This is a genomic window from Roseivivax sp. (assembly GCF_054552075.1).
Genome location: NZ_JBTOLZ010000003.1, coordinates 1 through 23,410, shown reverse-complemented (window position 1 = coordinate 23,410; position 23,410 = coordinate 1). Strand labels below are relative to the sequence as shown.

The following is a 23,410-nucleotide window of genomic DNA, read 5'->3' as shown; positions in this document are numbered from 1 at the left end:
TTCTCCCAGCGCCGCCCGTTTTCTTTTGGCGGGTTTGCCTTTGAGGTCATTGGCGCAGCGGGCACCTTCCGAAGCGCCGCGAGGCCAAGTCGCGCGGTCCCTCGAGGACCTTGGCCCCTCATCTCCGCCCACCCCTCACTTCCCTGGTCAGGTCCGGTCCCTCAGCGGGCCGCCCTGCGCCCCGTGCCCGAAACCCCCTCACCCGATGAAATCCGCCCGCCGCTCCAGGAGGCTCTCGTAGAGGAAATCCACCAGGAGCCGCACCCGCGCCACCCGGCGCAGGTCGCCGTGCATCAGAACCCAGGTCGCGCGGCTCTGGTCGAGCGCCGTGCCCGGCACCCGTTGCAGCTCGGGAAAGACGCTGGGCACCCAGGCGGCGAGGAAGCTCATGCCCGCCCCGGCCCGCGCCAGGTGCAGATGCATCGCCGGGTCCGGGATCGCGTGGCGGACCCGCGCGCGCGGAAAGGGCGAGGCGGCGATCATCGCCTCGAGCTCGGGCACCGGGCCGTAGCCGAGCCAGGTCAGCCCCTCGCCGCGCGGGCCCGCGTCATGCAGCGCCCGATCGATGTAGCTGCGCGCCGCGAAGACCCCGATGGAGAGCGGGAAGAGCTTGCGCCCCACCGCGTCGCCCGAGACCTCGCGGACATGGCGGATCGAGACGTCGGTCTCGCCGCGCTCGATCGAGTCGGTCTCGTAGGAGAGCCGCATCTCCAGGTGGATCTCGGGGTAGAGCGCGAGGAACTCGCCCAGCACCGGGGCCAGGAGGTAATGCGCGGTCATCGGATCGGCGGAGAGCCGGATGCGCCCGGAGGCCGCGCTGTCGAGCCCGCGCACCGCGTTGAAGCCCTGGCGCAGCGCCGCCTCGGCCTCGAGCGCCTGCGGCAGGAGCCGCCGCCCGGCAGCCGAGAGCGTCAGCCCCCCGGCGCTGCGGCGAAAGAGCGTCACGCCGAGCTGCGCCTCGAGCCCCTCGATCTGGCGGCGCAGGGTCGCATGGGTGCCGCCCTGCGCCTCGGCCGCGCCGCGCAGGGAGCCCGCCCGCGCCACGGCCAGGAAGGCCGGCAGAGATTTCCAATCGATCATGCGGATCAATTTTGAACCATAGCGGCGCGTTTGCGGCAATAGGCGGAATGATGGCGCACCGCTATTTCGGGATCACGGCACTGGTGTCACAGGAAAGGAGACCCCCATGGCTGCCACACTATCCGCCTGGCGCATCGACCGATACGGCCCGCCCGAGGTCCTGCGCCCCGAGACCGCGCCCCTGCCCACCCCCGGCCCGCGCGAGATCCTGATCCGCATCCGCGCCTCGGCGGTGACGCGCGCCGACGGCATGATGCGCGCCGGGCGCCCGCGCTTCGCGCGGCTTTTCCTGGGCCTCGGGCGGCCGCGCCAGAACCGCTCGGGCACCGGGCTCTCGGGCGAGGTCTGGGCCGTCGGCGCCGAGGTCACCCGCTTCGCTCCGGGCGACGCGATCTTCGGCGAGGCGGGCATGCGTTTCGGCGCCAACGCGAGCCACATCTGCCTTGAGGAGTCCGGCGTGCTGATGCCCAAGCCCGACTGGCTGTCGCACCAGGACGCGGCGGTTCTCTGTGACGGGCCGCTGACCTCCTGGCACTTCCTGCAGGGGCTGGGCGGCTTGCACGTGGGCCAGCGGGTGCTGGTCCTGGGCGGCGCCGGCAGCCTCGGCAGCGCGGCGGTGCAGATCGCCCGCGCCGCCGGCGCGGAGGTGAGCGCCACGGCGGGCCCGCGCAACCAGGCGCTGTTGCTGGAGCTCGGGGCCGATCACGCAATCGACTATACGAGTCGGTCCTTGGAGACGGGTGCCGCACGCTACGACGTGATCTTCGACACGCTGGGCGTCAGCAGCTTCCGCGCAATGAAGGGCCAGCTCGCGGAGGGCGGGCGCTACCTCTGCCCGGTGCTGAGCCTGCCCTTGCTGGCGGCCAGTTTGGGGAGCCGGTTGGTCGGTGGAAAGCGCGCCTTGTTCGCCGCGGCGGGGCTGCTGCCGCCCGAGGTGCTCAGGGGCTATCTCGGCGAGGTGCTGGGGTTGCTCGATGAGGGCGCGTTGGTGCCGCTCCTCGACCGGGTCTACCCGCTGAGCGACCTTGTCGAGGCGCATCGGCACATGGAGACCGGCCACAAGCGCGGGAACGTGGTGGTGGTGTGAGGGGTAGCCCCGGGCCGGAGTCGGGGCCGGGAACGGGCCAAGTTGCGCGCTCCCCAACAGTTGAAGCGCCCCACCACCAAGCAGCGCCCCAACCCGGTCGACACCTGCACCGACAGAGGGCGCGCGCCGGACCGGGGGCCGGCGCTGCTGACCTCCGAGCGAGGTGCTTTATCTAGGCAAGGTCAGGACTAGGGAAGAACTATGCGCACCACTCACAAGAGCGCCGGCCCAAGGGGCCGGTCCGGCGCGCGCCCGGCACCTTCGGTGCTATTCGGGCGCAAGGGGGGGCGCGTGGGTAGATGTGCTTGGTCGGCTATTCCGGGGGGAGACGCGCGGGGTGCAGTGGTGTTCTGAAGTTCGGCCTTTGGTCCAGCTCTGCAAGAGCACCCCTTTCACAAGCCCCCCTCCACCGCACCAACCCAGCCCCCCTCACCCGTCCTCCGTCCACCGCCGCACGTGGTCCATGTGGATGTCGAACAAATCCAGCGCCCGCCCGACCGACTGATCCACCATCTCCATCAGCGTCTTCGGCTTGCTGTAGAAAGCCGGAACCGGCGGCATCACGATGGCGCCGTTGCGGGTCGCCTGCTCCATCAGCGCGATATGGCCCGGATGCAGCGGCGTCTCGCGGAACATCAGGACCAGCCGGCGGCGCTCTTTCAGGCAGACGTCGGCGGCGCGCGGGATCAGCTCTCCGGCGTTGCAGGTGGCGATATTCGACAGGGTCTTCACCGTGCAGGGCGCCACCAGCATCCCCGCGGTCTGGAACGAGCCCGAGGACAGCGAGGCGCCGATGTCGCGGTGACTGTAAAGCACATCCGGCAGCGCCTTCATCTCCTCCTGGGTCATGTCGACCTCGTCCTGGGCGGTGCGGAAGGCCGAGGGCGAGATGATCGCATGGGTCTCGATCCCCGGCACCTCCCGCAGGAGCTGCAGGGCGCGGATGCCGTAGATCACCCCCGAGGCGCCGGTGATCGCCACGATCAGCCGCTTCCGGCGGTCACCTTGCGTCATCATTCCTCTCCCCTCAGCGCGGCCCAGACCCGGGCCGGGGTCGCCGGCATGTCCAGGTGTCTGACCCCGCGCGCCCCGAGCGCATCGACCACCGCGTTCACCGCGGCGGCCAGCGCGCCCACCGTCCCGGCCTCGCCCGCGCCCTTGGCGCCAAGCGGGTTGGCGGCAGTGGGCACCGGGTGGGTCAGCACCGTGATCCCAGGAATATCGTCAACCCGCGGCACCGCGTAGTCCATGAAACTCGCCGAGAGCAATTGCCCGGTTTCTGTGTCGTAGGCGACATCCTCGAGCAGCGCCTGGCCGAGGCCCTGGGCGACGCCGCCGGCGATCTGGCCCTTGACCAGCATCGGGTTGATCACCGTGCCCACGTCGTCGACCACGGTGTAGCGATCGAGCCTGACCTGCCCGGTCTCGGGGTCGATCTCGACCTCGCAGAGGTGGCAGCCGTTGGGGAAGGTCGCGCCCTCGGCATGGGCGTTGACCTCGGTGTCGAAATCGCGCTTGGCATGGGCCAGGGCCTCGAGGAAGGAGACCGCGCCGCCGCCCTCGGCGCGGAACATCCCCGCCTCGAAACTCAGGGCCGCCTCGGGCACCTCCAGAAGCGTCGCGGCGGCCGGGCGGGCGGCCTCCTCGGCCTCTGCCATGGCCTGCCAGAGCGCGGTGCCCACCGCGGTCAGGCTGCGCGAGCCGAAGGTGCCGGTGCCCTGCGGCACCACGCCCGTGTCGCCGGTCAGGATCTCCACCGCCTCCGGGTCGAGGCCGAGCCGCTCGCACAGGAGCTGCCGGAAGGCGGTCTCGTGTCCCTGCCCGGAGCTGCAGGAGCCCAGCGCCAGCCGCCCGCTGCCCTGCGCCCCGATCGAAAGCCGGGCGTATTCGGAATGCGGCTTCTTCACCGGCCCGCCCGCAATCTCGATCGGCATGCTGAGGCCGATGCCGCGCAGCCGCCCCCGCGCCTCGGTCTCGGCGCGGCGCGCGGCGAAGCCCGCCCAGTCCCCGGCCTCGAGCGCGTGGTCGAGCACCCCGGCGAAATCGCCGCTGTCGTAGACCCAGCCAAGCGGCGTCTCGTAGGGCAGAGCCTCGGGCGGGATCAGGTTCATCTGCCGCAGCGCCACCCGGTCGTGGCCGGTCTCGGCGGCGGCGATGTCGAGGATGCGCTCGATGATATAGGTCGCCTCGGGCCGGCCCGCGCCGCGATAGGGCGCGACATGCAGGCAGTTGGTATAGACCCCGTCGATCACCACCCGGATCGCGGGCGTGCCGTAGACCCCGGCCAGCCCCGCCACATTGGCGACCGGCGGATGCGTCGTGGCGGGGCCCAGCACCGCGCCCATGGCCGCGGTGATGCCCACGTCGAGCGCCAGGATCCGGCCCTCGGCATCGAGCGCCAGCGCCACGTCGGCCCATTGGTCGCGGGCATGGGCGTCGGACATGAAGGATTCCGTGCGGCTGGCCTGCCAATGCACGGCCCGCCCGCTGCGCCGCGCCGCCCAGAGCGCCAGCGCGTATTCACCGTAGCCCGCGTTCTTCATCCCGAAGGAGCCGCCGGTATCGGCCGAGACCACGCGCAGCGCCCCCGGCTCGACGCCGAGGATCGGGGCCACGTCCGAGGCCACCCGGTGCGGGGTCTGGGTGCCGGTGTCGAGCCGGTAGCCCTCGCCTTCGGAATAGCGCGCGATCACTTCGCGGGGTTCGAGCGCAACGGCGGTCACCCGGTTGATGCGGAGCCGCGCGCGGGTCACATGGGCGGCCTCCTCGAAGGCCCCCGCGACCGCCGCGCCGTCGCCCTTCCCGACGCGGAAACAGTGGTTGTCGGGCAGCTCGGGCCAGACCTTCGGCGCGTCCTTCTCCAGGGCCGCGAGGGGGTCGATCACCGCCGCGCGGTCCTCGAAATCGAGAAGGATCGCCTCGGCGGCATCCTCGCCCGCCGCCCGGCTCTCGGCCAGAATCACCGCGATGGGCTGGCCCACGTAATGCACCGAGCCCGTGGCCAAGGGCAGCACAAGCGGCACCCGCATCTCGCCACCATCGGGGCCGGGGTGATGCAGCCGGGGCAGCATCGGGCCAAGCCCGTCCTCGGCCTGCTCCTCGGCGGTCAGCACCGCGACCACGCCGGGCATCCCGCGCGCCTCCTCGGCATCGAGCGCGGTGATCCGCCCCGCCGCCACGGGCGCGCGCAGGATCACCATCTCGAGCGCGCCCTCGGGCACCCGGTCGCCGGTGTAATCGCCCTGCCCCCTCAGGAAGCGGTCATCCTCGACCCGCACCTGCGACCGACCGATTTTCCACATGAGCTCCACCAATCCCCGGAGGCCCTGCCCCCGTCATACACGCGTCCCCTTGCGGGCCGCCACTTGCAAAGCATATCGTCATACATTAAGACATACAACATTCGCGGTGGAATGGATTATGGCGCAATGACCGAGCAGAAAAAGGGCGGAATCCCGACCCCGGAGGGTGGCAGCAGACCCGCCGGCCCCTGCACCGATCTGCCCGAGGGCTGGGCCTATGACGAAGGCGCCTCGGGCATCGGGCCGCTCTCGGTCGAGCTCTTCCGCAATATCGGCAAGCCCCTGAAACGGCGCGAGGATCACCGCCTCGTCACCGGCAAGGGACGGTTTACCGACGATTTCACCCGGCCCGGCCAATGTTTCGCCGCCATGGTCCGCTCGCCCTATCCGCACGCGCGGATCGGCGGCATCGACGCCAGCGCGGCGCTCGAGCTGCCGGGCGTCGTCGCGGTGCTGACGGGCTCGGACGCCGAGGCCGACGGGCTGGGCCCGATCCCGCACAACCCCGTGCCCTCGACCCGCTTCGACGTGAAGCTGCGCGCCCCCGACGGCAGCATGCCCTTCATCGGTCCGCATGTCCTTCTGCCGACCGACAAGGCCCGCCACGTCGGCGAGGCCGTCGCCGTGGTCATCGCCGAGAGCAAGGGCGCCGCCGAGGATGCCGCCGAACTGGTCGAAGTGGACTGGGAAGAGCTGCCGCATGTGGCCGACAGCCTCGAGGCGATCACCGACAGCGCCCCGCGCGTCTGGGAGGAGACCGCGAAGAACACGCTGGTCGACAGCAGCTTCGGCGACCAGGCCGCGGTCGATGCCGCCTTCGCCGCCGCCGCCCATGTCGCCAAGGCGGAGTTCCACATCAACCGCGTCACCGCCGTCACCATGGAGCCACGCTCGGCGCTGGCCGATTACGACGCCGAGAGCGGCCGCTCCACGCTTTACGCCGGCAGCGGCGGCGCGGTGCGGCAGAAGCGCGAGCTGGCACAGGTGCTGGGCATCCCGCAGGAGGACCTGCGCGTCCTCTCCTACGACGTCGGCGGCAACTTCGGCGCGCGGAACCGGGTCTACGTGGAGTTCGGGCTGGTGCTCTGGGCCTCGCGGCGGCTGAAGCGGCCGGTGAAATACACCGCCACCCGCTCCGAGGCCTTCCTGACCGACTACCAGGGCCGCGACCTGCACAGCCGGGTCGAACTGGCGCTCGACGCCGACGGGCGCTTCCTGGCGCTTCGGGCCGACAACATCTCGAACGTCGGCGCGCGCTGCGTCTCGCTTTCGCCGCTCTCCAAGGGCTCGGGGCTGATCACCGGCTCCTATCACATTCCCCATGCGCATCTGCGCGCCCGTGCGGTCTTCACCAACACCATGTGCACCCAGGCCTACCGCAGCTCGGGCCGGCCCGAGGTCACCTATGCCATCGAGCGGCTGGTCGACATCGCCGCCGAGGAGATGGGCATCGACAAGATCGCCCTGCGCCGCCGCAACCTCGTGCCGCCCGGGGACATGCCCTACCGCAACGCCGTGGGCTCGATCTACGACAGCGGCCAATACGAGGCCAACATGGACCGCGCCATGGCGATCTTCGACTGGAGCGCCATCGAGACCCGCCGGGCCGAGGCCGCGGGGCGCGGCAAGCTCCTGGGCGTGGGGCTGGCGAACTACGTCGAAAGCTCGATCGGCACGCCCAAGGAACGCGCCGAGATCACGCTGTCGCCCGACGGGCGGATCGAGGTGGTGATCGGCACCCAGCCCTCGGGCCAGGGCCACGAGACCTCCTTCGCGCAGGTGGTGGCCGACATGCTGCAGACCCCGGTGGAACGGGTGCGCATCGTGATCGGCGACACCGACAAGGTGAGCCTTGGCGGCGGCTCGCACTCGGGCCGCTCGATGCGGCACGCGGGCACCGTCATGGCCATGGCCTCGGCCGATCTCCTGCGCCTGGCGCGGGAGCGCGCCGCCGAACGGCTGGGCCTGCCGCCCGAGGATCTGAGCTTCGAGGGCGGCGCCTTCTCGGGCCGCGAGACCAACCGCTCGGTCACCCTGGCGGAGCTGTCGACCGAGGAGGATCCGCTCTTCGCCGCGCGCACCAACGAGATGCACGCCCCGGTCTTTCCCAATGGCACCGCCATCTGCGAGGTCGAGATCGACCCGGTGACCTGCCAGATCGGGATCACCCGCTACGCCTCGATCGACGACGTGGGCCGCTGCATCAACCCGCTGATCGTGCACGGCCAGAGCCATGGCGGCATCGCCCAGGGCGTCGGCCAGGCGATGTGGGAGAACTGCGCCATCGACCCCGAAAGCGGCCAGCCGCTGTCGGGCTCGCTAATGGACTACGGCATGCCGCGCGCCGACAATCTGCCCTTCTACGACTGCGAGATCGCCGAGGTGCTCTCGCCCACCAATCCCTTCGGCATCAAGGCCGGCGGCGAGGGCGGCACCACGCCGGCCTTGGCCACCGTCACGCTGGCGGTGCTGGATGCGCTGCGCGCGCAGGGGGTGCGGGACATTTCCATGCCGATCACGCCGCAGCGGATCTGGCAGGCGCTGAGTGACGCCGGCGCGACAGCTTTCGACAGGGAGACCGCAGAGACATGACCGCCCCGCGCCACAAGACCCGCGTGATCGCCTTCCCGGGCGCCCCGAACCTGCCGATCTTCGCCGCCCTGGAAGAGGGCTTCTTCGCCGAGCGCGACCTGGCCGTCGAGATCGAGCTGACGCCCTCGAGCATCTACCAGGCCGAAGAGGTCGCGGCGGGCAACTTCGACGTCGCCATGACCGCCTTCGACAACGTCGTGGCCTATTCCACCGGCCAGGGCGCCGCCGGGCCCGGGATCGATCCGGCCTATGTGGCTGTCATGGGCGCGACCCAGCTCGAACTGTCCTTTGTCACCGCCCCCGAGATCACCCGCTTCGCGGATCTGCGCGGACGCAGCATCGCGCTCGACGCCAAGGACACGGGCTTTGCCTTCGTGCTCTCGGAGATGCTGGAACGCGCGGGCCTCGCCCCGGGCGAGACCGACTACGTCGCCGTCGGCGCCACGCCCCAGCGCTGGCAGTCGGTGCAGGCAGGCACCCATGTCGGCACGCTGACCATCGAGCCCTTCACCACGCTGGCGACCCGCGCGGGCTTCCAGGTCCTGCAGAAATCGACCGACATCCTGCCCGCCTACCAGGGCGGCGTCATGGCCGCGAACCGGGGCTACCGCGAGGCCCAGCCCGAGGCGCTCTCGGCCTATATGCGCGGCTATCTGGCCGGGCTCGACTGGGTGCGCCGCCCGGAGAACCGCGAGGCCGCCGCCGCGCATCTGCAAAAGCACATGCCCGCGATCAAGCCGCAGGCGGTGGCGCCGGTCATGGCAAGCCTGCTCGATCCGCGCTCGGGGCTGACCCCGGAAGGCGCGATCCTGCCCGAGGGCATGGCCTGTGTCCTCGACCTTCGAAGCCGGCATGGCTCGGGCGGGGCGCTGTCCGAGGACATCGCGCCTTACATCGACCTCTCCCTCTGGGAGGAAATCCGCAAGGGAGCGCCCGCATGAGCCAGAGCGAGATCGCCATCACCGTGAACGGCACCGAGCGCCGCGCCGAGGTCGAGGACCGGCTCTTGCTCGTGGACTTCCTGCGCGAGCACCTTGGTCTGACCGGCACGCATGTGGGCTGCGACACCTCGCAATGCGGCGCCTGCACGGTGATCCTCGACGGCCAGGCGGTGAAAAGCTGCACGGTTCTGGCCGTCATGGCCGAGGGCGCCGATATCCGCACCATCGAGGGGCTGGCCGAGGGCGAGAGCCTGCACCCCATGCAGGAGGCCTTCTGCACCCATCACGCCCTGCAATGCGGCTTCTGCACCCCGGGGATGATCATGGCGGCGGTCAACCTGGTCGACCGGCACGGCCCGGATGTCGACGCCGAGACGGTGCGCCACCAGCTCGAGGGCAACCTCTGCCGCTGCACCGGCTACCACAACATCGTCAAGGCGGTGCTCGCGGCGGCGGGCGCGCAGAAGACCCCGGCGGAGTAAGGCGCGATGATGTATCCCTTCTCCTACCACCGCGCGCGCACGCTGGACGAGGCCCGCGCCTATTTCGAGGGCGGCGAGGATGCGGCCTATCTCTCGGGCGGGCATTCGCTTTTGCCGACCATGAAGAACCGGCTCGCGGCACCCGACCGGCTGGTGCATCTCGCGGCGATCCCCGAGCTTCGGGGCATCATGCGCGCGGGCGACCGGTTGTCGATCGGCGCCGCCGAGACCCATGCCGCCGTGGCCGCCTCTCCCGAGGTGCGCGGGGCGATCCCGGCGCTGGCGGCGCTCGCCGGGTCGATCGGCGATCCGCAGGTGCGCCATCGCGGCACGATCGGCGGCTCGCTTGCCAACAACGACCCGGCGGCGGATTACCCCGCCGCTGCGCTGGCCCTCGACGCGGTGATCGAGACCTCGGAGCGCGCGATCTCGGCGGACAACTTCTTCCAGGGGATGTTCACCACGGCGCTCGACGAGGGCGAGATCATCACCCGCGTCACCTTCACGGTCCCGGACAGCGCGGGCTACGCCAAGATGCGCAACCCCGCCTCGCGCTACGCGCTGGCGGCGAGCTTCGTCGCCCGGGGGCCGGATGGCGTGCGGCTGGCGATCACCGGGGCGGGCAACAACGGCGTCTTCCGCTGGTCCGAGGCCGAGGCGGCGCTGGCCTCCCGCTTCGAGCGCGGGGCGCTGGCGGGGCTGGCGCTCGATCCCGGGGACATGATGTCGGACATGCACGCCGACGCGCGCTACCGGGCGCATCTCTGCGCCGTGGCAAGTGCCGAGGCGGTGGGCCATCAGGGGAAGCTGACGCTGCTTTGAGAGGGCGTGGGCCGGTTCAAGGGCGCGTCTCCTGTCGCGCCCGCCAATGCCTGTGCGTTGGGTCAGAGCACCTCGCGCGTGGCCGCAGACCGCCCCGCTCTCTCAGCCGCTCGCCACCGCGTCCCGCTAGTTGGCCTCCGCCGCCTCAAGAAGCGGCGCAAGCAACGCCTCGGGCACCTCGGCCCTTTCCGCGAAATAGGCAACCGCCAGCGCGAGGTTGCGGGCCGCATCGCCCTGCCCCTCTGCCTCGGGCTGCGCCGCGGCCCATTCGGCCAGCCGCACCATCTCGATCTTCTCGGCGGAGAGCTCGGCGCGCTTGATCTCGCTCCGCAGCGCCTCGGTCGTATCCGAAGGTGCGGGCGCGGGGCCGGACTTCAGCCGCCGTCGGAGCGCGCGGAGCGGCTGGACCATCTCGGCGCGCCAATCGGCCACCACGCCGTCGAGCGCCGCCATGGCTGCCGCATCGAGCGCCCGCCCCCGGCGCCCCATCCAGAGCGCGGTGAGCAGGACCGGCACATCCGCGCCGAAGCGGTCCTGCAGTTCGAGACAGGCCGCCGAGACGCCAGACGCCCCGTAGACCGCCAGGGCGAAACGCCAGAGATCCTCGGCGGGGCTATCCGCGTCCGACATCCGCCCGGCCCTATTCGGCGAAGCCCAGCGCCGATCTCGCGGCGTTGTCGACATGGGCGCGGGCGGCGGTCCGCACCGCGTCCACGTCGCGGGCCAGAAGCGCTTTCTTCAGGGCGGCGATCTCCTCGATCGACTGGCTCTGGCGCTCCTTGCGCACCACCGAGCGGCTGCGGAGCTGCGCGGTGCGCAGCGTCAGCCGGCCCAGGAGCTCGCGCGCGATGCGGTTGTCGGCGCAGTCGCAGATGAAATCGTAAAGCGCCCGCTTGGCGTCCACGATGGCGACGAAATCGCCGCTCTCGTAGGCGGTGATGATGTCGTCGCAGAGCGTCTCGGCCTCGGAGAGCGCCTTGCCGTCGGCGGCATCCAGGAACTGCTCGAAGACCAGCGCCTCGATGTCGGCGCGGATGCGGTAGATGTTCTCGGCGTCGCGGCGCGAGATCTTCACCACGGTCAGCCCGCGTGCGCCGAGCTGGGCCACCACGCCCTCGGCCTCGAGCTCGCGCAGGGCCTCGCGCAGCGAGGTGCGGCTGACGCCGAGCTGCTCGCAGAGGTCCTTCTCGACCAGCCTCTCGCCGGGCTGCAGCTGTCCCCGCTCGATGGCCCGGCGCATGGATTCGATGATCTTGGCGCGCAGCGGAGCCGCTTCGAACTGGATGGGGGACAGCCGCCCCGAGTTGGTCTCCGCCATGGTCCACGTCCTCCAATGATGCGGCCCGAGAGGGCGCTAGCGCGCCCGCCGGCCGGCTCTTTTCTTCACGGCCCCGAACACCAGGGGCGCCATCAGCACGATCATGCTGATCCGTAACAGGTGATGACTGGCCACGTAGGCAATATCGGCATCCATCGCCAGCGCGACCAGGCTCATTTCCGCCAGCCCCCCCGGAGAATAGGCCAGGATCACCTGTTCGAGCGTCTGATTGAACATGCCGAAGAGCAGCAGCGCAAAGCCGAAGGTGATCGCCAGCATCAGGACTGTTGCACCGATGCTGAGCCCGATGGCCCGCAGGATGGTCCCGGGCGCGGCGCCCACGAAGCGGCAGCCGATGATCGTGCCAAGAAAGACCTGCGCGACGATCACCAGCTCCTGCGGCGGCGGGCTGGCGGTGAGCCCGCCGAGATGCACCGCCGCGCTGACGATCATCGGGCCGAGGAGCATCGGCGCCGGCAGCCGCAGGTATTTGCCAAGCGCGTAGCCCGCGACGCCGGCGAGGAACAGGATCACCAGCTCGCTGCCCGGGATCTCGGCGAAAGGCGTGCCGAACTGCGAGCGGTCCGAGAGGTCGACGCCCTGGATCAGCCGGAACCAGACCGCGACCAGCGCCACCACGATGACGATGCGGCTGGCATGGGCCAGCGCGATGGCGCGGTCGTCGCCGCCCATCTCCTTGCCGACGATCATCATCTCGTTGAGCCCGCCGGGCATCCCGGCGAAATAGGCGGTCGGCAGGTCGAAGCCGCCGACCCAGCGGTAATAGGGAATGACCACCGCCCCGCTGATCGCGATATAGAGCCCCAGGAACAGGAAGGAGAGCGTCCATAGGCCGAGCTGATCGAGGATCTCGGGCGTGAAGCCCGAGCCCAGCATCACCCCGATCACCACGACCACATAAGGCCGGACCCGCACCGGCGAGGCGACCGGAAGCCGGCCGATCGCCGCCAGCGTGTTGACGATCATCGCCCCCAGCATCCAGGGCAAGGGCAGCGTCAGCCAGTAGAAGACCGCCCCCGCCGCCGCGCCGAGCGCAAGCGCAAAGAGGATCTGCGGCAGCCCCCGCGCGGGGCCGCCCCCGGCCCCCGGCGGGCCCGCGGCTTTGGCGGCTGCCTCGCTCACCCTTCGATGTCGCGAACCGGCGTTTCGGGCTTCATGCCGCCCCGCTGGCGCCCCTCGGTCACCCGGCCGTTGTCCTCCCAGTCGCCGGCGACGGCGCGGTCGGCGTAGTCCGACCAGAGGTCGGACCAGTCACCCAGCTCGTAGCCGTGCCAGGGCGGCTGCGGCGTCAGGCGCGGCAGCTGCAGCTCTTCCCAGATCTGCCGGGCGCGCGTCATGTAGGGCTCGCGCGGGAGCGCCAAGGGCGGCATGGCAGCCTTCAGCGTGGCGTCGATCATCAGCGTCGAATCCGCGCCGCTCCGCCCCGATTTCGGGCCGTGCCCGCCCGAGCGGTAGGGCGTCACATGCAGGTCGGTCGAGAGGTTGGCGCGATAGGCGATCGACCAGAAGATCGCATCGGCGTTGTTGGGCTCGATGTCCTCGGAGACGGCGATGACCACCTTGCCGCATTGCGCCTGCAGTGCCGCCGCCCCCTGCAGCCCGCGCCAGACCTCGGTCTGCGGCGCGCTGCGGTCGAACTGCAGGAAGATCACCTTGCGGATATTGGTCAGGGGCTCGTGCATGACGACCCGGGTGATGCCCTTCACGTTCAACACGTTTTTCAGATGCTCGAAGTAGAGCGGCTCATAGGCGACCTTCTTCAGCGTCGAGCTTTCGCTGGGCGTGACCTGGCTGACGATGGAGACGAAGACCGGCTTCTTCTTCGTGGTGATCGCGGTCACCTGCATCGACATGTTGAAATCCTCGAGCGCCACGTGCCCGTGGCTTTCGCCGAAGGGCCCCTCGGGTTCGAGGTAGTCGATGGCGATCTCGCCCTCGATCACGATCTCGGCGTCGGCGGGCACCTCGAGGTCGACGGTCTTGCAGGCCACGGTGCGCACCGGCGCGCCGATCAGCCCGCCGGCCACGGCCATCTCGTCCTGGTCGATCGGCAGCTTCTGCGGCCCGGTGAACAGCACCGCCGGCGCGCAGCCGATGACGATGGCCACGGGCATTTTCTCGCCGCGTTCCTTGTATTTCAGCCAGTGCTGGTAGCCGCCCGCCCCGCCGAGGCGGCTGGCCATGCGCACGCCCAGCCGGTCGCGGGCCTTCAGCTGGCCGCGGTATGTGCCCATGTTGCGGATGCCCGACTCGGGGTCCTTGGTCACCACCAGCGTCGCGGTGAGATAGGGCGCGGCGTCGAAGCCCGGGGTCGAGATCGGCACCGGCAGCGCCGCGAGGCCGCCGCCCTCGCGGGTCAGGTCCGCGCCGGTCATCACCACCTCCTGGCAGGGCGCCTCGGTGACCACCTCGGGCGGGATCGGGTTCTGCATGGCGCGCACCCAGACCTCGCCGATCTCCTCGACCGGAACGCCGAGCCCGGCGGCATAGATCTCGGGGTTGGCGGCCAGGGCGCCCACGGTCACCGGGATGTCGTAGGAGCGGCCCTTGCCGTCGGTCACATCGGTATAAAGGAAGGCCTTGCGGTCCTCGGCGGGGATGCCGCCCTGGAACTGCCACCGCGCCAGCGGGTGCAGCTCGCTGTCCTTGTCGATGGGGATTTCGATCCGCTGCAGGAGGCCCTTTTCCTCCAGCCGCGAGAGATGATCCTGAAGATCCATGGGGGCCCGGGTCCCCTGCGCATTCGACATCGTGGTCCACCGTCACTGAAGCGCCGCCTGCAGGATCTGCAGCGGCGCATGTCCGTCAATAGACCGGCCAGCGGATGGGGAACACCCGCTGGCCGGCGTCTCTCAGTTGGCCTCTTCGGCGTCCGAGGTGTCGATGGCCGCCTTCACGTCGGCCAGGAGCTCGTCGCTGGCGCCCATGATCTCGGCCATGACCGCTTCCATGTCCTCACCCGAGGCGGGGTTGATGATCGCCGAGCGCTGTTCGGCGGCGGCGAGGAAGTCCTCGTCGGTGATCATCGCCTGGAAGGCGGCGCGCAGCCCCTCGATCACCGCCTCGTCGGTGTCGGGGTGCACCATCATCGAGCGCCCGATCGGCGCCGAGGCCCCGAGGTAGCGCAGCACCGCCTTGTCGGCGGGATCTTCGGCCAGGTCCTGCATGAGCGGCACGTCCTGCAGGTCGGGATCACGCTCGAGCCCGGTCTGCACGACCACCTTCAGGGTGCCGTCGCCGAGGTCGGCGGGGTCCGAGACGAAGGAGGCCCAGTTCTGCGAGAGCATGTCGGCCTCGCCGCGCAGCGCCGCGAGCACGGTCGCCTGCGAGCCGTCGTAGCCGCAGATCAGCCGCAGGTTCAGCCCGGCGGCGTTCTTTAGCGCCGCGGCCTGCTGGGCCGAGCGGGCGTTGCGGCCGGTGCAGGCCACGATCACCTCGGTCTCGCGCATCTCCTCGGCCGAGGAGACCTTGTCGGCGCGCACCGCGAAGGCCGCATTGGCGGTGGAGAATCGCCCGATGTAGCGGAAATCGGCGGCGTCCCAGCTGGCCGCGTCGGGACGCAGGTGCTGGATGTGGCCGAGGCTGTCGGGGAAGATCCCCACTGTCAGCCCGTCGGGGTCGGTGTTGTTGAGGAAGAAGGCCGCGCCCTTGCGCCCGCCCCCGCCCGGCATGTGCTGCACGATGACATTGGGATTGCCGGCGATGTGCTCTCCCATGAATTCCGCGGCCAGCTGGGCGTATAGATCATAAGAGCCGCCCGGCGGGTGGCCGATCATGATGGTCAGCGTCTCGCCCTCGTAGATCTCCTCGAGAGATTGCGCCGCGGCAGTCTGCGGCACCCAGGCCGCGGTCGCCGCGACGGCCCCGACCATGGTGGCTGCGCGAAGAATTCGTCCGAAGTTCATATCACTCCTCCCAGTTATGATCACCGCGAACGAGGCCCCTCCGGCCCCTTGCGGCGCGAACCCATCCGGGGCGCGCCAGGGCCCGCCACAAATCGGTTGTAAGTCATATTGTCATACATTATACGGAAATGCAATCGACCAGGCGATCCTGCGGGGAGGCAGGACCCGGGCTTCGATTAAAGGGAGGATATCGCATGATCGAAGCGGCACTCGACGCGCTCCTGATCATCACCGACCCCTCGCGACTGGTCTTCGTCGCGCTGGGCACGGTCCTGGGGCTGATGATCGGGGTGATCCCCGGCATCGGCGGTCTGGTCGGACTGGCGCTTCTGTTGCCCTTCACCTTCTCCATGGACCCCTACACCGCGCTGGCCTTCCTGGTCGGCGTGCAGTCGGTGACCACCACGTCCGACACGATTCCGGCGGTCCTCTTCGGGGTGCCGGGCACGACCGGCTCGGCGGCGACGGTGCTCGACGGGCACCCGATGGCCAAGAAGGGCCAGGCCGGGCGGGCCTATGGGGCGGCCTTCACCGCCTCGGTCTGCGGCGGGCTCTTCGGGGCGGTGGTGCTGGCGATCTCGATCCCGATCCTGCGGCCCTTCATCATGGCGATCGGCACGCCGGAGCTTCTGGTGATCTGCCTTCTGGGCCTGACGCTGGTCGTCTCGCTCAGCCATGGCGCGCTCTTCAAGGGGCTGGTGGCCACGGCCATCGGCCTGCTTCTGGCGACCATCGGCGACGAGCCGCAGACCGGCGAGCTGCGCTGGACCTTCGGCTCCTTCTACCTCTGGGACGGGCTGAGCCTGGTGCCGGTGGCGCTGGGGCTCTTCGCGGTGCCCGAGATGATCGACCTCGGCGCCTCCAAGCGCACCATCGCGCGCAACGGCGACAAGATGTCGGCCTGGGACCAGCTCGAGGGCGCGCGCGACGCGTTCCGCAACTGGTGGCTGGTGCTGCGCTGCTCGAGCATCGGCACCTTCCTGGGCTCGATCCCGGGGCTCGGCTCCAATGTCATCGACTGGATTTCCTACGGCTATGCCGCGCGCAGCCTGCCGGACGCCCGCGAGACCTTCGGCAAGGGCGACGTGCGCGGGGTGATCGCGGCGGAAAGCGCCAACAACGCCAAGGAGGGCGGCGCGCTGGTGCCGACCCTGGCCTTCGGCGTGCCGGGCTCGGCCTCCATGGCGATCCTGCTCGGCGCCTTCCTGATCCATGGCATCGCGCCGGGGCCGAACATGCTGGGCGCGCAGCTCGACGTGACCTTCACGCTGATCTGGACCGTGGCGCTGGCCAATATCCTGGGCGCGGGCATCTGCTTCGGGCTCGCGGGCCAGTTCGCCAAGGTCGCCATGGTGCGCGCCGGGCTCCTGGTGCCGCTGGTCTTCGGGATCATGGTGATCGGCGCCTACCAGGGCGCCAAGGATTACGCCGACCTGATCGTGCTTCTAAGCTTCGGCCTCCTGGGCTGGGTGATGAAGCGCCTGAGCTGGCCGCGCCCACCGCTGATCCTGGCCTTCGTGCTGGGCGGGCTGGTCGAGAACTACCTCTTCATCTCGCAGCTGCGCTACGGCTTCGGCTGGATGATCCAGCCGCTGCCCGCGGTGGTGCTGCTGATGATCGCCTTCCTGCTGCTGCGGCCGTTGGTGGTGCGCTTCCTGCCCGGCTGGGAGAAGTTCCAGACCCGCAAGGGCGCCCCGCCGCGCACCGCAGCGCGGGACGCCCGCACCGAGGACGGCAAGAGCGCGACCTCGGGCGTCGTCCATGCCCGCGGCGGAGAGCTTTTTGCCGACCTCGCGCTCTGGGCCGTGGTCGTGGGGCTGATGCTCTACGTCTATCTCAGCTCGGCAAGCTGGCCCGCGCCCGCCAAGATGCTGCCCCAGGCGGTGGCCGTCGGCGGCCTGCTCGCGGCGGGGGGCTTCTTCGCCTTCCGGGCGCTCGGGAAGATCCCACCGCTCCGCGCCGAAGGCAGCGAGCCCCTGCCCGCGATCCTGAAACAGGTGGCCTGGCTGCTGGCCCTGATCGTCGGCGTGCGGCTGATCGGCATGGTGCCCGCCATCGCGGTCTTCGCGCTGGCCTACATGATGATCGAGGGCAAGGTCCGGCCGCTGCACGCGCTCCTGCTGGTCGTGCCCTTCATCGGCGGCATCCTCTTTCTCTTCCACGAGATGCTGCACATCCCCTGGCCGCAATCGCTGCTGGGCGACCTCTTCCCCGACATTCGCAAGCTGACGGAACGCCTCATCTGAGGCCCGCCGACCCGCAGAGAAGGAGATCCCCCGTGGACAAGCCGCTTCAGACCCCGCCGCAAGAGACCGAAGGGTCGAACCATGTGCTCTACGGCAGCGACCTGATCGCCGAGGCCCTGCGCGAGCAGAACTTCCCCTATATCGCGCTCAATCCCGGGGCGAGCTACCGCGGGCTGCACGACAGCCTGGTGAACCACCTCGGCAACGAGACGCCCGAGATCGTCACCTGCATGCACGAGGAACACGCCGTGGGCATCGCCCAGGGCTACGCCAAGATCACCGACCGGGCACTGGCGGTGGCGGTGCATTCCAACGTCGGGTTGATGCATGCCTCCATGGGCATCTTCAACGCCTGGTGCGACCGCACGCCGATGCTGGTGATCGGCGCCACCGGCCCCTTCGACGCGGCCAAGCGCCGGCCCTGGATCGAATGGATCCACACCACCGTGGACCAGGCCGACATGGTGCGCGGCTACACCAAGTGGGACGACCAGCCGGCCTCGCCCGAGGCCGCGGTCGAGGCGATCCGGCGCGGGGTGATGCTGGCCAACACCCGGCCCTCGGGCCCGGTCTACGTGAACCTCGACGTCTCGGTGCAGGAGATGGAGATCACCGAGCGCCCCGAACTGGGCGACATCTCGCAATACCCCACGCCCGAGGACGCCGAGCCGCCCAAGGCCGCGCTCGAGGCGGCGCTCGAGATCCTGAAGACCGCCAAGCGGCCCTTCATCTTCTGCGGCCGTTCGAGCCGCAGCCTCGAGGAATGGGACGACCGCATCCGCCTGGCCGAGGCGCTCGGCGCGCGGACCACGACCCACATGAAGCTGCCCGCCGGCTTCCCGACCACCCATCCCGCCTTCATCGGCGAGACCGGCTGGCGGCTGAAGGGCACGCTTCTGGAAGAGATCCAGGCCGCCGATGCGATCATCATGCTCGACTGGCTCGACGCCGGGAACACCATCAAGCTGGCCTTCCCGCCGGGCCAGCCGCGCCCGCCGATCATCCATGTCTCGAACGACTTCCACATCCATCGCGGCTGGAACATGGATTACGGCGGACTGCCGGCGGTGGATGTGACCATCCCCACGGTGACCAGCACCACGGTGCGCGCCCTGCTCGAGGGGCTGGATGCCGGCCCGGCCAAGGCCAGCCACCAGGGCTGGGACGTGCCCGAGGTCTCGGGCCAGGGCGAGATCGGCCTGATGGACCTCGCCCGCGCCTTCCACCACGCCAGCCGCGACCGCGAGATCTGCATCACCGGCCGCCCGCTCGGCTGGCCGCAGAACGCCAACGAGATCACCCATCCGCTGGGCTTTCTCGGCCATACCGGCGGCGGCGGCCTCGGCGCAGGGCCCAGCATCGCGGTCGGCGCGGCGCTTGGCCTGCGCGAGACCGGCGCCTCGCGCCGCGCCGTGGCGATCCTGGGGGACGGCGATTACACCATGGGGCTCACCGCGATCTGGAACGCCGCGACCCTGCGGCTGCCGGTGCTCTTCCTGATCGCCAACAACCATTCCTACTACAACGACGAGGATCACCAGATCAAAGTCGCCCGCCGGCGCGGCCGCCCCGAGGAGAACGCCCCGATCGGCCAGCGCATGCAGGGCCCCGATCCCGACCTCGCCGGGCTGGCGCGGTCGCTCGGGCTCGAGGCGCCGGACCCGGTGACGGATCTCGCCGATCTGCCCGGCGCGCTCACACGGGCGCTCGACCGGGTGGCCGAAGGCGCGGCGGTGGTGCTCGATGTGCGGGTGCGGCAGGAATACATCGGCCAGCCCATGGTGGAGCTGTCGTGAGCGCGCCGGCCAAAACCGAGGCCGTCGCCCGCGCCGCCGACGGCACCAGCCTGCGCTACGTGGTCTGGGGCGCGCCCGGTGCGCACCATCGCGTGGCGCTGGTGCATTCGCTCGCCATGCAGGCCGAGTTCTGGGAGGCCACGGCCCGCGCGCTTGGTGCCGACTGGCAGGTCTTGGCGCTCGATTGCCGGGGCCATGGCGCCTCGGGGAAGCCCGCCGGGCCTTATACGGTCGAGCTTTTCGCCGAGGATCTTGCGGCGGTGCTCGATGACGCCGGCTGGGAGCGCGCGCTCATTGGCGGGGCCTCCATGGGCGGCTGCGTGGCGCTGGCCTTCGCGGCGGCCCATGCGGATCGGACCCAAGGGCTGGCGCTGATCGACACCACCGCCTGGTATGGCGAAACCGCCGCCGAGGACTGGGAAGGCCGGGGCCAGAAGGCCGCCGCCCAGGGCATGGCGGCGCTGACCGATTTCCAGAAGACCCGCTGGTTCTCGGAGCGCTTCCGCGCCGAGGTCCCGCTGGCCGTCGAGGCGGCGGTCTCGGTCTTTCTGGCCAATGACACCGCGGCCTACCTCGAGACCTGCCGGATGCTCGGGCGCTGCGACATGCGCGCGGCGCTGCCTGGCTTCGAATTCCCGGTGCAGATCGTGGTCGGCGAAGAGGATTACGCCACGCCGGTGGCCATGGCCGAGGCCATGCAGGACGCCATCCCCGGCGCCCGGCTCGAGGTGCTGCCCGGGGTGCGCCATTTCACCCCGCTCGAAGTGCCCGAGCGGATCGCGGATTGCCTGCGCGGGGTCACGCGCGGCTGAGGTTCGCCTCGGTCCGCCGCGCGCAGGCAGCGCGGCGCGGGCGCAGCACCCGGCGCCCGCGTCGTTGAGGTTTTGGGGCGGGGGGTGGGTTGGCCGGGATGCGTCTTCTGTGGGCTGGTCGGTGTGGCGGCGGTCGGGGTGGAGCCGGGCGGCGCCTGCGCTGGAAGTTGGGCTCTACGGCAGGGCCGATCCTGCGCCGGAGAGCAGGCCTCGTGGGCGGGTCGCTCATGCGCAGGACAGCGGGCCTATTTGCAGGGCGGCACCTTGGCCTTGGGGCATCGCACCGCCCGCGTCGTCCCTCCGCGCGCCGCATAAACCCCCGGCGCCCCGCGTCATCTCCATGCGCGTCCCGCGCACCTGACATCACCTGAAGGCAGCGGCCCCGCCGCCTGCCCCTGTCCCTGAACCGAGCAAAAGGAGACCGCCCATGGATCTCACCGACGAGATCACCATCGCCGCACCCAAGCCCCGGGTCTACGCCGCGCTCAACGACCCCGAGGTCCTGCAGCGCTGCATCCCCGGCTGCGAGCACCTGGAGAAGCTCTCCGAGACCGAGCTCGAGGCCACGGTGCTTCTGAAGGTCGGCCCGGTGAAGACCCGCTTCAAGGGCCGGGTGACGCTCGACGTGAGCGCCGCGCCCGATGCCTTCACCCTGACCGGCCAGGGCTCCGGCGGCGCCGCGGGCCACGCCAAGGGCGGCGCCGAGGTCGTGCTGACCGAGACCGCCCCGCAGGAGACCCTGTTGCGCTACGAGGCCCGCGCCGAGGTCGGCGGCAAGCTCGCCCAGCTCGGCAACCGGCTGATCCAGGGCACCGCGAAGAAGCTCTCCGCGCGGTTCTTCGAAGAGTTCGCCCGGGTGGTGGTGGAGGACGCGGTGGCGTGAGGGGGCGGAGCACTAAGGGGCTCAGCACGTTGACTCAAGAGTGCGCTCGACTTGGCGTGAGGTTGCCATGGTGCAGCTACGGAACGGTTATCCGGCCAAGAATGCGACGCCTTGGGCTTTTCGCCTCGCCCTTCAAGCAGCGCCCCACTCCGCTCGACACACGCCCCACCAGAGGGCGCGCGCCGGACCGGGGGCCGGCGCTGCTGACCTCTGGGCTACGCGCTTTATCCCGGCAAGGTCAGGGCTAATGAGACGCTAGGCACGCCACCCCAAGGAGCGCCGGCCCAAGGGGCCGGTCCGGCGCGCGCCCGGCATCTTCGATGCTGTTCGGGCGCAAGAAGGGGCGCTGAATGGGTGGTTTGGGGAGATGGCCGCCGGGGCTGTGTGTTGCGGCGCTGGGGGATGTTGCGGTTGGGGGAGCGGGAATGAGCCGCTCTGCATCGGGAAGCTCAGGGAAAGTCCGGCGCAGCACGACGAGTGCAAGCCAAAACAGCCCCCGACCTGCTGGACAACCCCGCCGCGCCCTGTTGTCCTCGCGGCGAGCCGCAACCCACAACCCCACACCCCCACACACCCAAGGGAGCGCCCCCATGCGACTGCGCGATCTCGAGATCCTCACCGTCGCCCCGCCGCCGCCGGGCTGGGGCGGGCGCTACTGGATCCTGGTGAAGCTCACCACCGACGACGGCATCACCGGCTGGGGCGAATGTTACGCCGCCGCCGTCGGGCCCCGCGCCATGGAGGCGGTGATCCGCGACGTCTTCACCCGCCACATGGAGGGCGAGAGCCCCGAGAACGTCGAGATGATGTTCCGCCGCGCCTATTCCTCGGGCTTCACGCAGCGCCCGGACCCGACCGTCATGGGCGCCTTCTCCGGCCTCGAGATCGCCTGCTGGGACATCCTCGGCAAGGCGCGCGACCGGCCGGTCTGGGCGCTCATGGGCGGCATGATGAACCGCCGCATCCGCGCCTATACCTATCTCTACCCGCTCGACGCCCACCCGCTGCCCGACTTCTGGGTCGATGCGGACATGGCCGCGGAAAGCGCCGCCGAGGCGGTCTCGCGCGGCTACACGGCGGTCAAGGTCGACCCCGCGGGGCCCTATACGCTCCGCGGCGGGCACCAGCCGGCGATGTCGGACATCTCGCGCTCGGTCGAGTTCTGCCGCAAGATCCGCGCGGCGGTGGGCGACCGGGCGGACATCCTCTTCGGCACGCATGGGCAGTTCAACACCGCCGGCGCGATCAGGCTCGGGCGCGCCATCGCCGCGTTCGACCCGCTCTGGTACGAGGAGCCCCTGCCCCCGGACAACCCGCTGGAGTTCGCCAAGGTGGCCGAGGCCACGGGCATCCCGGTGGCGACCGGCGAGCGGCTCTCGACCCGGGCGGAGTTTGCGCTGCTCCTGCGGACCGGCGGGGCCGAGATCCTGCAGCCCGCCCTCGGCCGCGCGGGCGGTCTCTGGGAGAGCCGCAAGCTCGCCGCCCTGGCCGAGAGCTTCAACGCCCAGATCGCGCCGCATCTCTACGCCGGGCCGGTGGAATGGGCCGCCAACATCCAGCTCGCCGCGACGATCCCGAACCTCCTGATGGCCGAGACCATCGAGTCGCCCTTCCACGCGCAGCTGATCAAGGGCGGCCCGCAGGTGGAGGAGGGCTTCGTCACCCCGCCCGACGCGCCCGGCCTCGGGATCGAGGTCGACGAGGAGCTGGCCCGCGCCCATCCCTACGAGGGCGACGGGCTGCACCTGGAGATGCGCGAAGCGCCCTGCGACTACCAGAACGGCAATGTCTTCGAGGGCGGCGCGCCGGCGCCCAAGGTCTGAGCGAGGGGCCTGCCCGAGGCGCGGAGGCGCGCCTCGGGTGGTGACGCTGCGGTGTCAGGTGGATGTGGCGCGTGCGGAGGCCCGAGGCCACGGCGCCCAGCTAAAAGGAGCCGGACGCAAAAAGGCCTCGTCACAAAGAGCCGGGCGCGTCAGGACCCAGTGACCTGCTCCCCTGAAAAATCCGCGGTTTGAAGTTAGCCTGTTCTCCAAACGAGGAGACAGACGATGCGGAAAAGCCGTTTCAGCGAAGAGCAGATCATTGGCATCCTGAAGGAGCACCAGGCCGGCATAGGGGCCAAG

Annotated in this window: 18 protein-coding genes; 10 read left to right on the top strand and 8 right to left on the bottom strand. The window is 70.3% G+C overall.

Going from position 1 to position 23,410, the window contains the following annotated elements; genetic code table 11:
- Nucleotides 1–198 precede the first annotated feature (198 nt).
- Nucleotides 199–1,080, bottom strand: coding sequence for a LysR family transcriptional regulator (locus ACX938_RS02900; RefSeq protein ID WP_459429915.1), 882 nt, complete (start codon nucleotides 1,078–1,080; stop codon nucleotides 199–201).
- A gap of 106 nt (nucleotides 1,081–1,186) precedes the next feature.
- Here ACX938_RS02900 and ACX938_RS02895 point away from each other — a divergent pair, with 106 nt between their 5' ends.
- Complete coding sequence (locus ACX938_RS02895; RefSeq protein ID WP_459429914.1) at nucleotides 1,187–2,167, top strand: NAD(P)-dependent alcohol dehydrogenase; 981 nt, start codon at nucleotides 1,187–1,189, stop codon at nucleotides 2,165–2,167.
- Between the two features lie 429 nt (nucleotides 2,168–2,596).
- On the opposite strand, the gene ACX938_RS02890 is transcribed toward ACX938_RS02895, so the two are convergent.
- Nucleotides 2,597–3,181 (bottom strand): UbiX family flavin prenyltransferase, encoded by a 585-nt coding sequence (locus ACX938_RS02890; protein ID WP_459429913.1) that lies wholly within the window; start codon nucleotides 3,179–3,181, stop codon nucleotides 2,597–2,599.
- The gene (locus ACX938_RS02885; RefSeq protein ID WP_459429912.1) at nucleotides 3,181–5,469 is read right to left on the bottom strand and encodes a xanthine dehydrogenase family protein molybdopterin-binding subunit; all 2,289 of its coding nucleotides are present in this window, start codon (nucleotides 5,467–5,469) and stop codon (nucleotides 3,181–3,183) included. Before ACX938_RS02885 ends, ACX938_RS02890 begins: the two co-directional genes overlap by 1 nt.
- 126 nt (nucleotides 5,470–5,595) lie before the next feature.
- Here ACX938_RS02885 and ACX938_RS02880 point away from each other — a divergent pair, with 126 nt between their 5' ends.
- Genes ACX938_RS02880 through ACX938_RS02865 form a run of 4 tightly spaced genes read left to right on the top strand, consistent with a single transcriptional unit; the run spans nucleotide 5,596 to nucleotide 10,306 of the window.
- A complete protein-coding gene (locus tag ACX938_RS02880; protein WP_459429911.1) occupies nucleotides 5,596–8,061 on the top strand; it encodes a xanthine dehydrogenase family protein molybdopterin-binding subunit in 2,466 nt (821 codons plus the stop codon).
- Nucleotides 8,058–9,002 carry an ABC transporter substrate-binding protein gene (locus ACX938_RS02875; RefSeq protein WP_459429910.1) on the top strand — a complete coding sequence of 315 codons (945 nt, stop codon included), beginning with the start codon at nucleotides 8,058–8,060 and terminating at the stop codon, nucleotides 9,000–9,002. The genes ACX938_RS02880 and ACX938_RS02875 overlap by 4 nt, the downstream gene beginning before the upstream one ends.
- Nucleotides 8,999–9,484 (top strand): (2Fe-2S)-binding protein, encoded by a 486-nt coding sequence (locus ACX938_RS02870; protein ID WP_459429909.1) that lies wholly within the window; start codon nucleotides 8,999–9,001, stop codon nucleotides 9,482–9,484. Before ACX938_RS02875 ends, ACX938_RS02870 begins: the two co-directional genes overlap by 4 nt.
- A gap of 9 nt (nucleotides 9,485–9,493) precedes the next feature.
- Nucleotides 9,494–10,306 (top strand): FAD binding domain-containing protein, encoded by an 813-nt coding sequence (locus ACX938_RS02865; protein WP_459430065.1) that lies wholly within the window; start codon nucleotides 9,494–9,496, stop codon nucleotides 10,304–10,306.
- Nucleotides 10,307–10,432: 126 nt separating this feature from the next.
- Here the strand turns inward: ACX938_RS02865 and ACX938_RS02860 are convergent, their stop codons facing one another.
- The 5 genes from ACX938_RS02860 to ACX938_RS02840 all read right to left on the bottom strand — a co-directional run bounded on the left by ACX938_RS02860 (nucleotide 10,433) and on the right by ACX938_RS02840 (nucleotide 15,550).
- Complete coding sequence (locus ACX938_RS02860) at nucleotides 10,433–10,936, bottom strand: TIGR02444 family protein (protein ID WP_459429908.1); 504 nt, start codon at nucleotides 10,934–10,936, stop codon at nucleotides 10,433–10,435.
- Between the two features lie 10 nt (nucleotides 10,937–10,946).
- Nucleotides 10,947–11,624 carry a GntR family transcriptional regulator gene (locus ACX938_RS02855; protein ID WP_459429907.1) on the bottom strand — a complete coding sequence of 226 codons (678 nt, stop codon included), beginning with the start codon at nucleotides 11,622–11,624 and terminating at the stop codon, nucleotides 10,947–10,949.
- Nucleotides 11,625–11,660: 36 nt separating this feature from the next.
- Nucleotides 11,661–12,767, bottom strand: coding sequence for an AbrB family transcriptional regulator (locus ACX938_RS02850; RefSeq protein ID WP_459429906.1), 1,107 nt, complete (start codon nucleotides 12,765–12,767; stop codon nucleotides 11,661–11,663).
- Nucleotides 12,764–14,365, bottom strand: a complete 1,602-nt coding sequence (locus ACX938_RS02845; RefSeq protein ID WP_459429905.1) for a UbiD family decarboxylase — start codon at nucleotides 14,363–14,365, stop codon at nucleotides 12,764–12,766. The genes ACX938_RS02850 and ACX938_RS02845 overlap by 4 nt, the downstream gene beginning before the upstream one ends.
- 132 nt (nucleotides 14,366–14,497) lie before the next feature.
- Nucleotides 14,498–15,550, bottom strand: a complete 1,053-nt coding sequence (locus ACX938_RS02840; protein WP_459429904.1) for a Bug family tripartite tricarboxylate transporter substrate binding protein — start codon at nucleotides 15,548–15,550, stop codon at nucleotides 14,498–14,500.
- 194 nt (nucleotides 15,551–15,744) lie between these two features.
- Here ACX938_RS02840 and ACX938_RS02835 point away from each other — a divergent pair, with 194 nt between their 5' ends.
- The 5 genes from ACX938_RS02835 (at nucleotide 15,745) to ACX938_RS02815 (ending at nucleotide 23,110) form a co-directional block, all read left to right on the top strand.
- Nucleotides 15,745–17,796 carry a tripartite tricarboxylate transporter permease gene (locus ACX938_RS02835; protein ID WP_459429903.1) on the top strand — a complete coding sequence of 684 codons (2,052 nt, stop codon included), beginning with the start codon at nucleotides 15,745–15,747 and terminating at the stop codon, nucleotides 17,794–17,796.
- A gap of 32 nt (nucleotides 17,797–17,828) precedes the next feature.
- Nucleotides 17,829–19,592, top strand: coding sequence for a thiamine pyrophosphate-binding protein (locus ACX938_RS02830; protein ID WP_459429902.1), 1,764 nt, complete (start codon nucleotides 17,829–17,831; stop codon nucleotides 19,590–19,592).
- Complete coding sequence (locus ACX938_RS02825) at nucleotides 19,589–20,404, top strand: alpha/beta fold hydrolase (protein WP_459429901.1); 816 nt, start codon at nucleotides 19,589–19,591, stop codon at nucleotides 20,402–20,404. Before ACX938_RS02830 ends, ACX938_RS02825 begins: the two co-directional genes overlap by 4 nt.
- A gap of 427 nt (nucleotides 20,405–20,831) precedes the next feature.
- Complete coding sequence (locus ACX938_RS02820) at nucleotides 20,832–21,287, top strand: CoxG family protein (protein WP_459429900.1); 456 nt, start codon at nucleotides 20,832–20,834, stop codon at nucleotides 21,285–21,287.
- Nucleotides 21,288–21,877: 590 nt separating this feature from the next.
- The gene (locus tag ACX938_RS02815; RefSeq protein ID WP_459429899.1) at nucleotides 21,878–23,110 is read left to right on the top strand and encodes a mandelate racemase/muconate lactonizing enzyme family protein; all 1,233 of its coding nucleotides are present in this window, start codon (nucleotides 21,878–21,880) and stop codon (nucleotides 23,108–23,110) included.
- Nucleotides 23,111–23,410: the final 300 nt, after the last annotated feature.

What these genes read in the sequence shown, in the direction of transcription:
- ACX938_RS02900 (WP_459429915.1), bottom strand. Translation starts at nt 1,080, where the DNA reads ATGATCGATTGGAAATCTCTGCCGGCCTTCCTGGCCGTGGCGCGGGCG.
- ACX938_RS02895 (WP_459429914.1), top strand. Translation starts at nt 1,187, where the DNA reads ATGGCTGCCACACTATCCGCCTGGCGCATCGACCGATACGGCCCGCCC.
- ACX938_RS02890 (WP_459429913.1), bottom strand. Translation starts at nt 3,181, where the DNA reads ATGACGCAAGGTGACCGCCGGAAGCGGCTGATCGTGGCGATCACCGGC.
- ACX938_RS02885 (WP_459429912.1), bottom strand. Translation starts at nt 5,469, where the DNA reads ATGTGGAAAATCGGTCGGTCGCAGGTGCGGGTCGAGGATGACCGCTTC.
- ACX938_RS02880 (WP_459429911.1), top strand. Translation starts at nt 5,596, where the DNA reads ATGACCGAGCAGAAAAAGGGCGGAATCCCGACCCCGGAGGGTGGCAGC.
- ACX938_RS02875 (WP_459429910.1), top strand. Translation starts at nt 8,058, where the DNA reads ATGACCGCCCCGCGCCACAAGACCCGCGTGATCGCCTTCCCGGGCGCC.
- ACX938_RS02870 (WP_459429909.1), top strand. Translation starts at nt 8,999, where the DNA reads ATGAGCCAGAGCGAGATCGCCATCACCGTGAACGGCACCGAGCGCCGC.
- ACX938_RS02865 (WP_459430065.1), top strand. Translation starts at nt 9,494, where the DNA reads ATGTATCCCTTCTCCTACCACCGCGCGCGCACGCTGGACGAGGCCCGC.
- ACX938_RS02860 (WP_459429908.1), bottom strand. Translation starts at nt 10,936, where the DNA reads ATGTCGGACGCGGATAGCCCCGCCGAGGATCTCTGGCGTTTCGCCCTG.
- ACX938_RS02855 (WP_459429907.1), bottom strand. Translation starts at nt 11,624, where the DNA reads ATGGCGGAGACCAACTCGGGGCGGCTGTCCCCCATCCAGTTCGAAGCG.
- ACX938_RS02845 (WP_459429905.1), bottom strand. Translation starts at nt 14,365, where the DNA reads ATGGATCTTCAGGATCATCTCTCGCGGCTGGAGGAAAAGGGCCTCCTG.
- ACX938_RS02840 (WP_459429904.1), bottom strand. Translation starts at nt 15,550, where the DNA reads ATGAACTTCGGACGAATTCTTCGCGCAGCCACCATGGTCGGGGCCGTC.
- ACX938_RS02835 (WP_459429903.1), top strand. Translation starts at nt 15,745, where the DNA reads ATGATCGAAGCGGCACTCGACGCGCTCCTGATCATCACCGACCCCTCG.
- ACX938_RS02820 (WP_459429900.1), top strand. Translation starts at nt 20,832, where the DNA reads ATGGATCTCACCGACGAGATCACCATCGCCGCACCCAAGCCCCGGGTC.
- ACX938_RS02815 (WP_459429899.1), top strand. Translation starts at nt 21,878, where the DNA reads ATGCGACTGCGCGATCTCGAGATCCTCACCGTCGCCCCGCCGCCGCCG.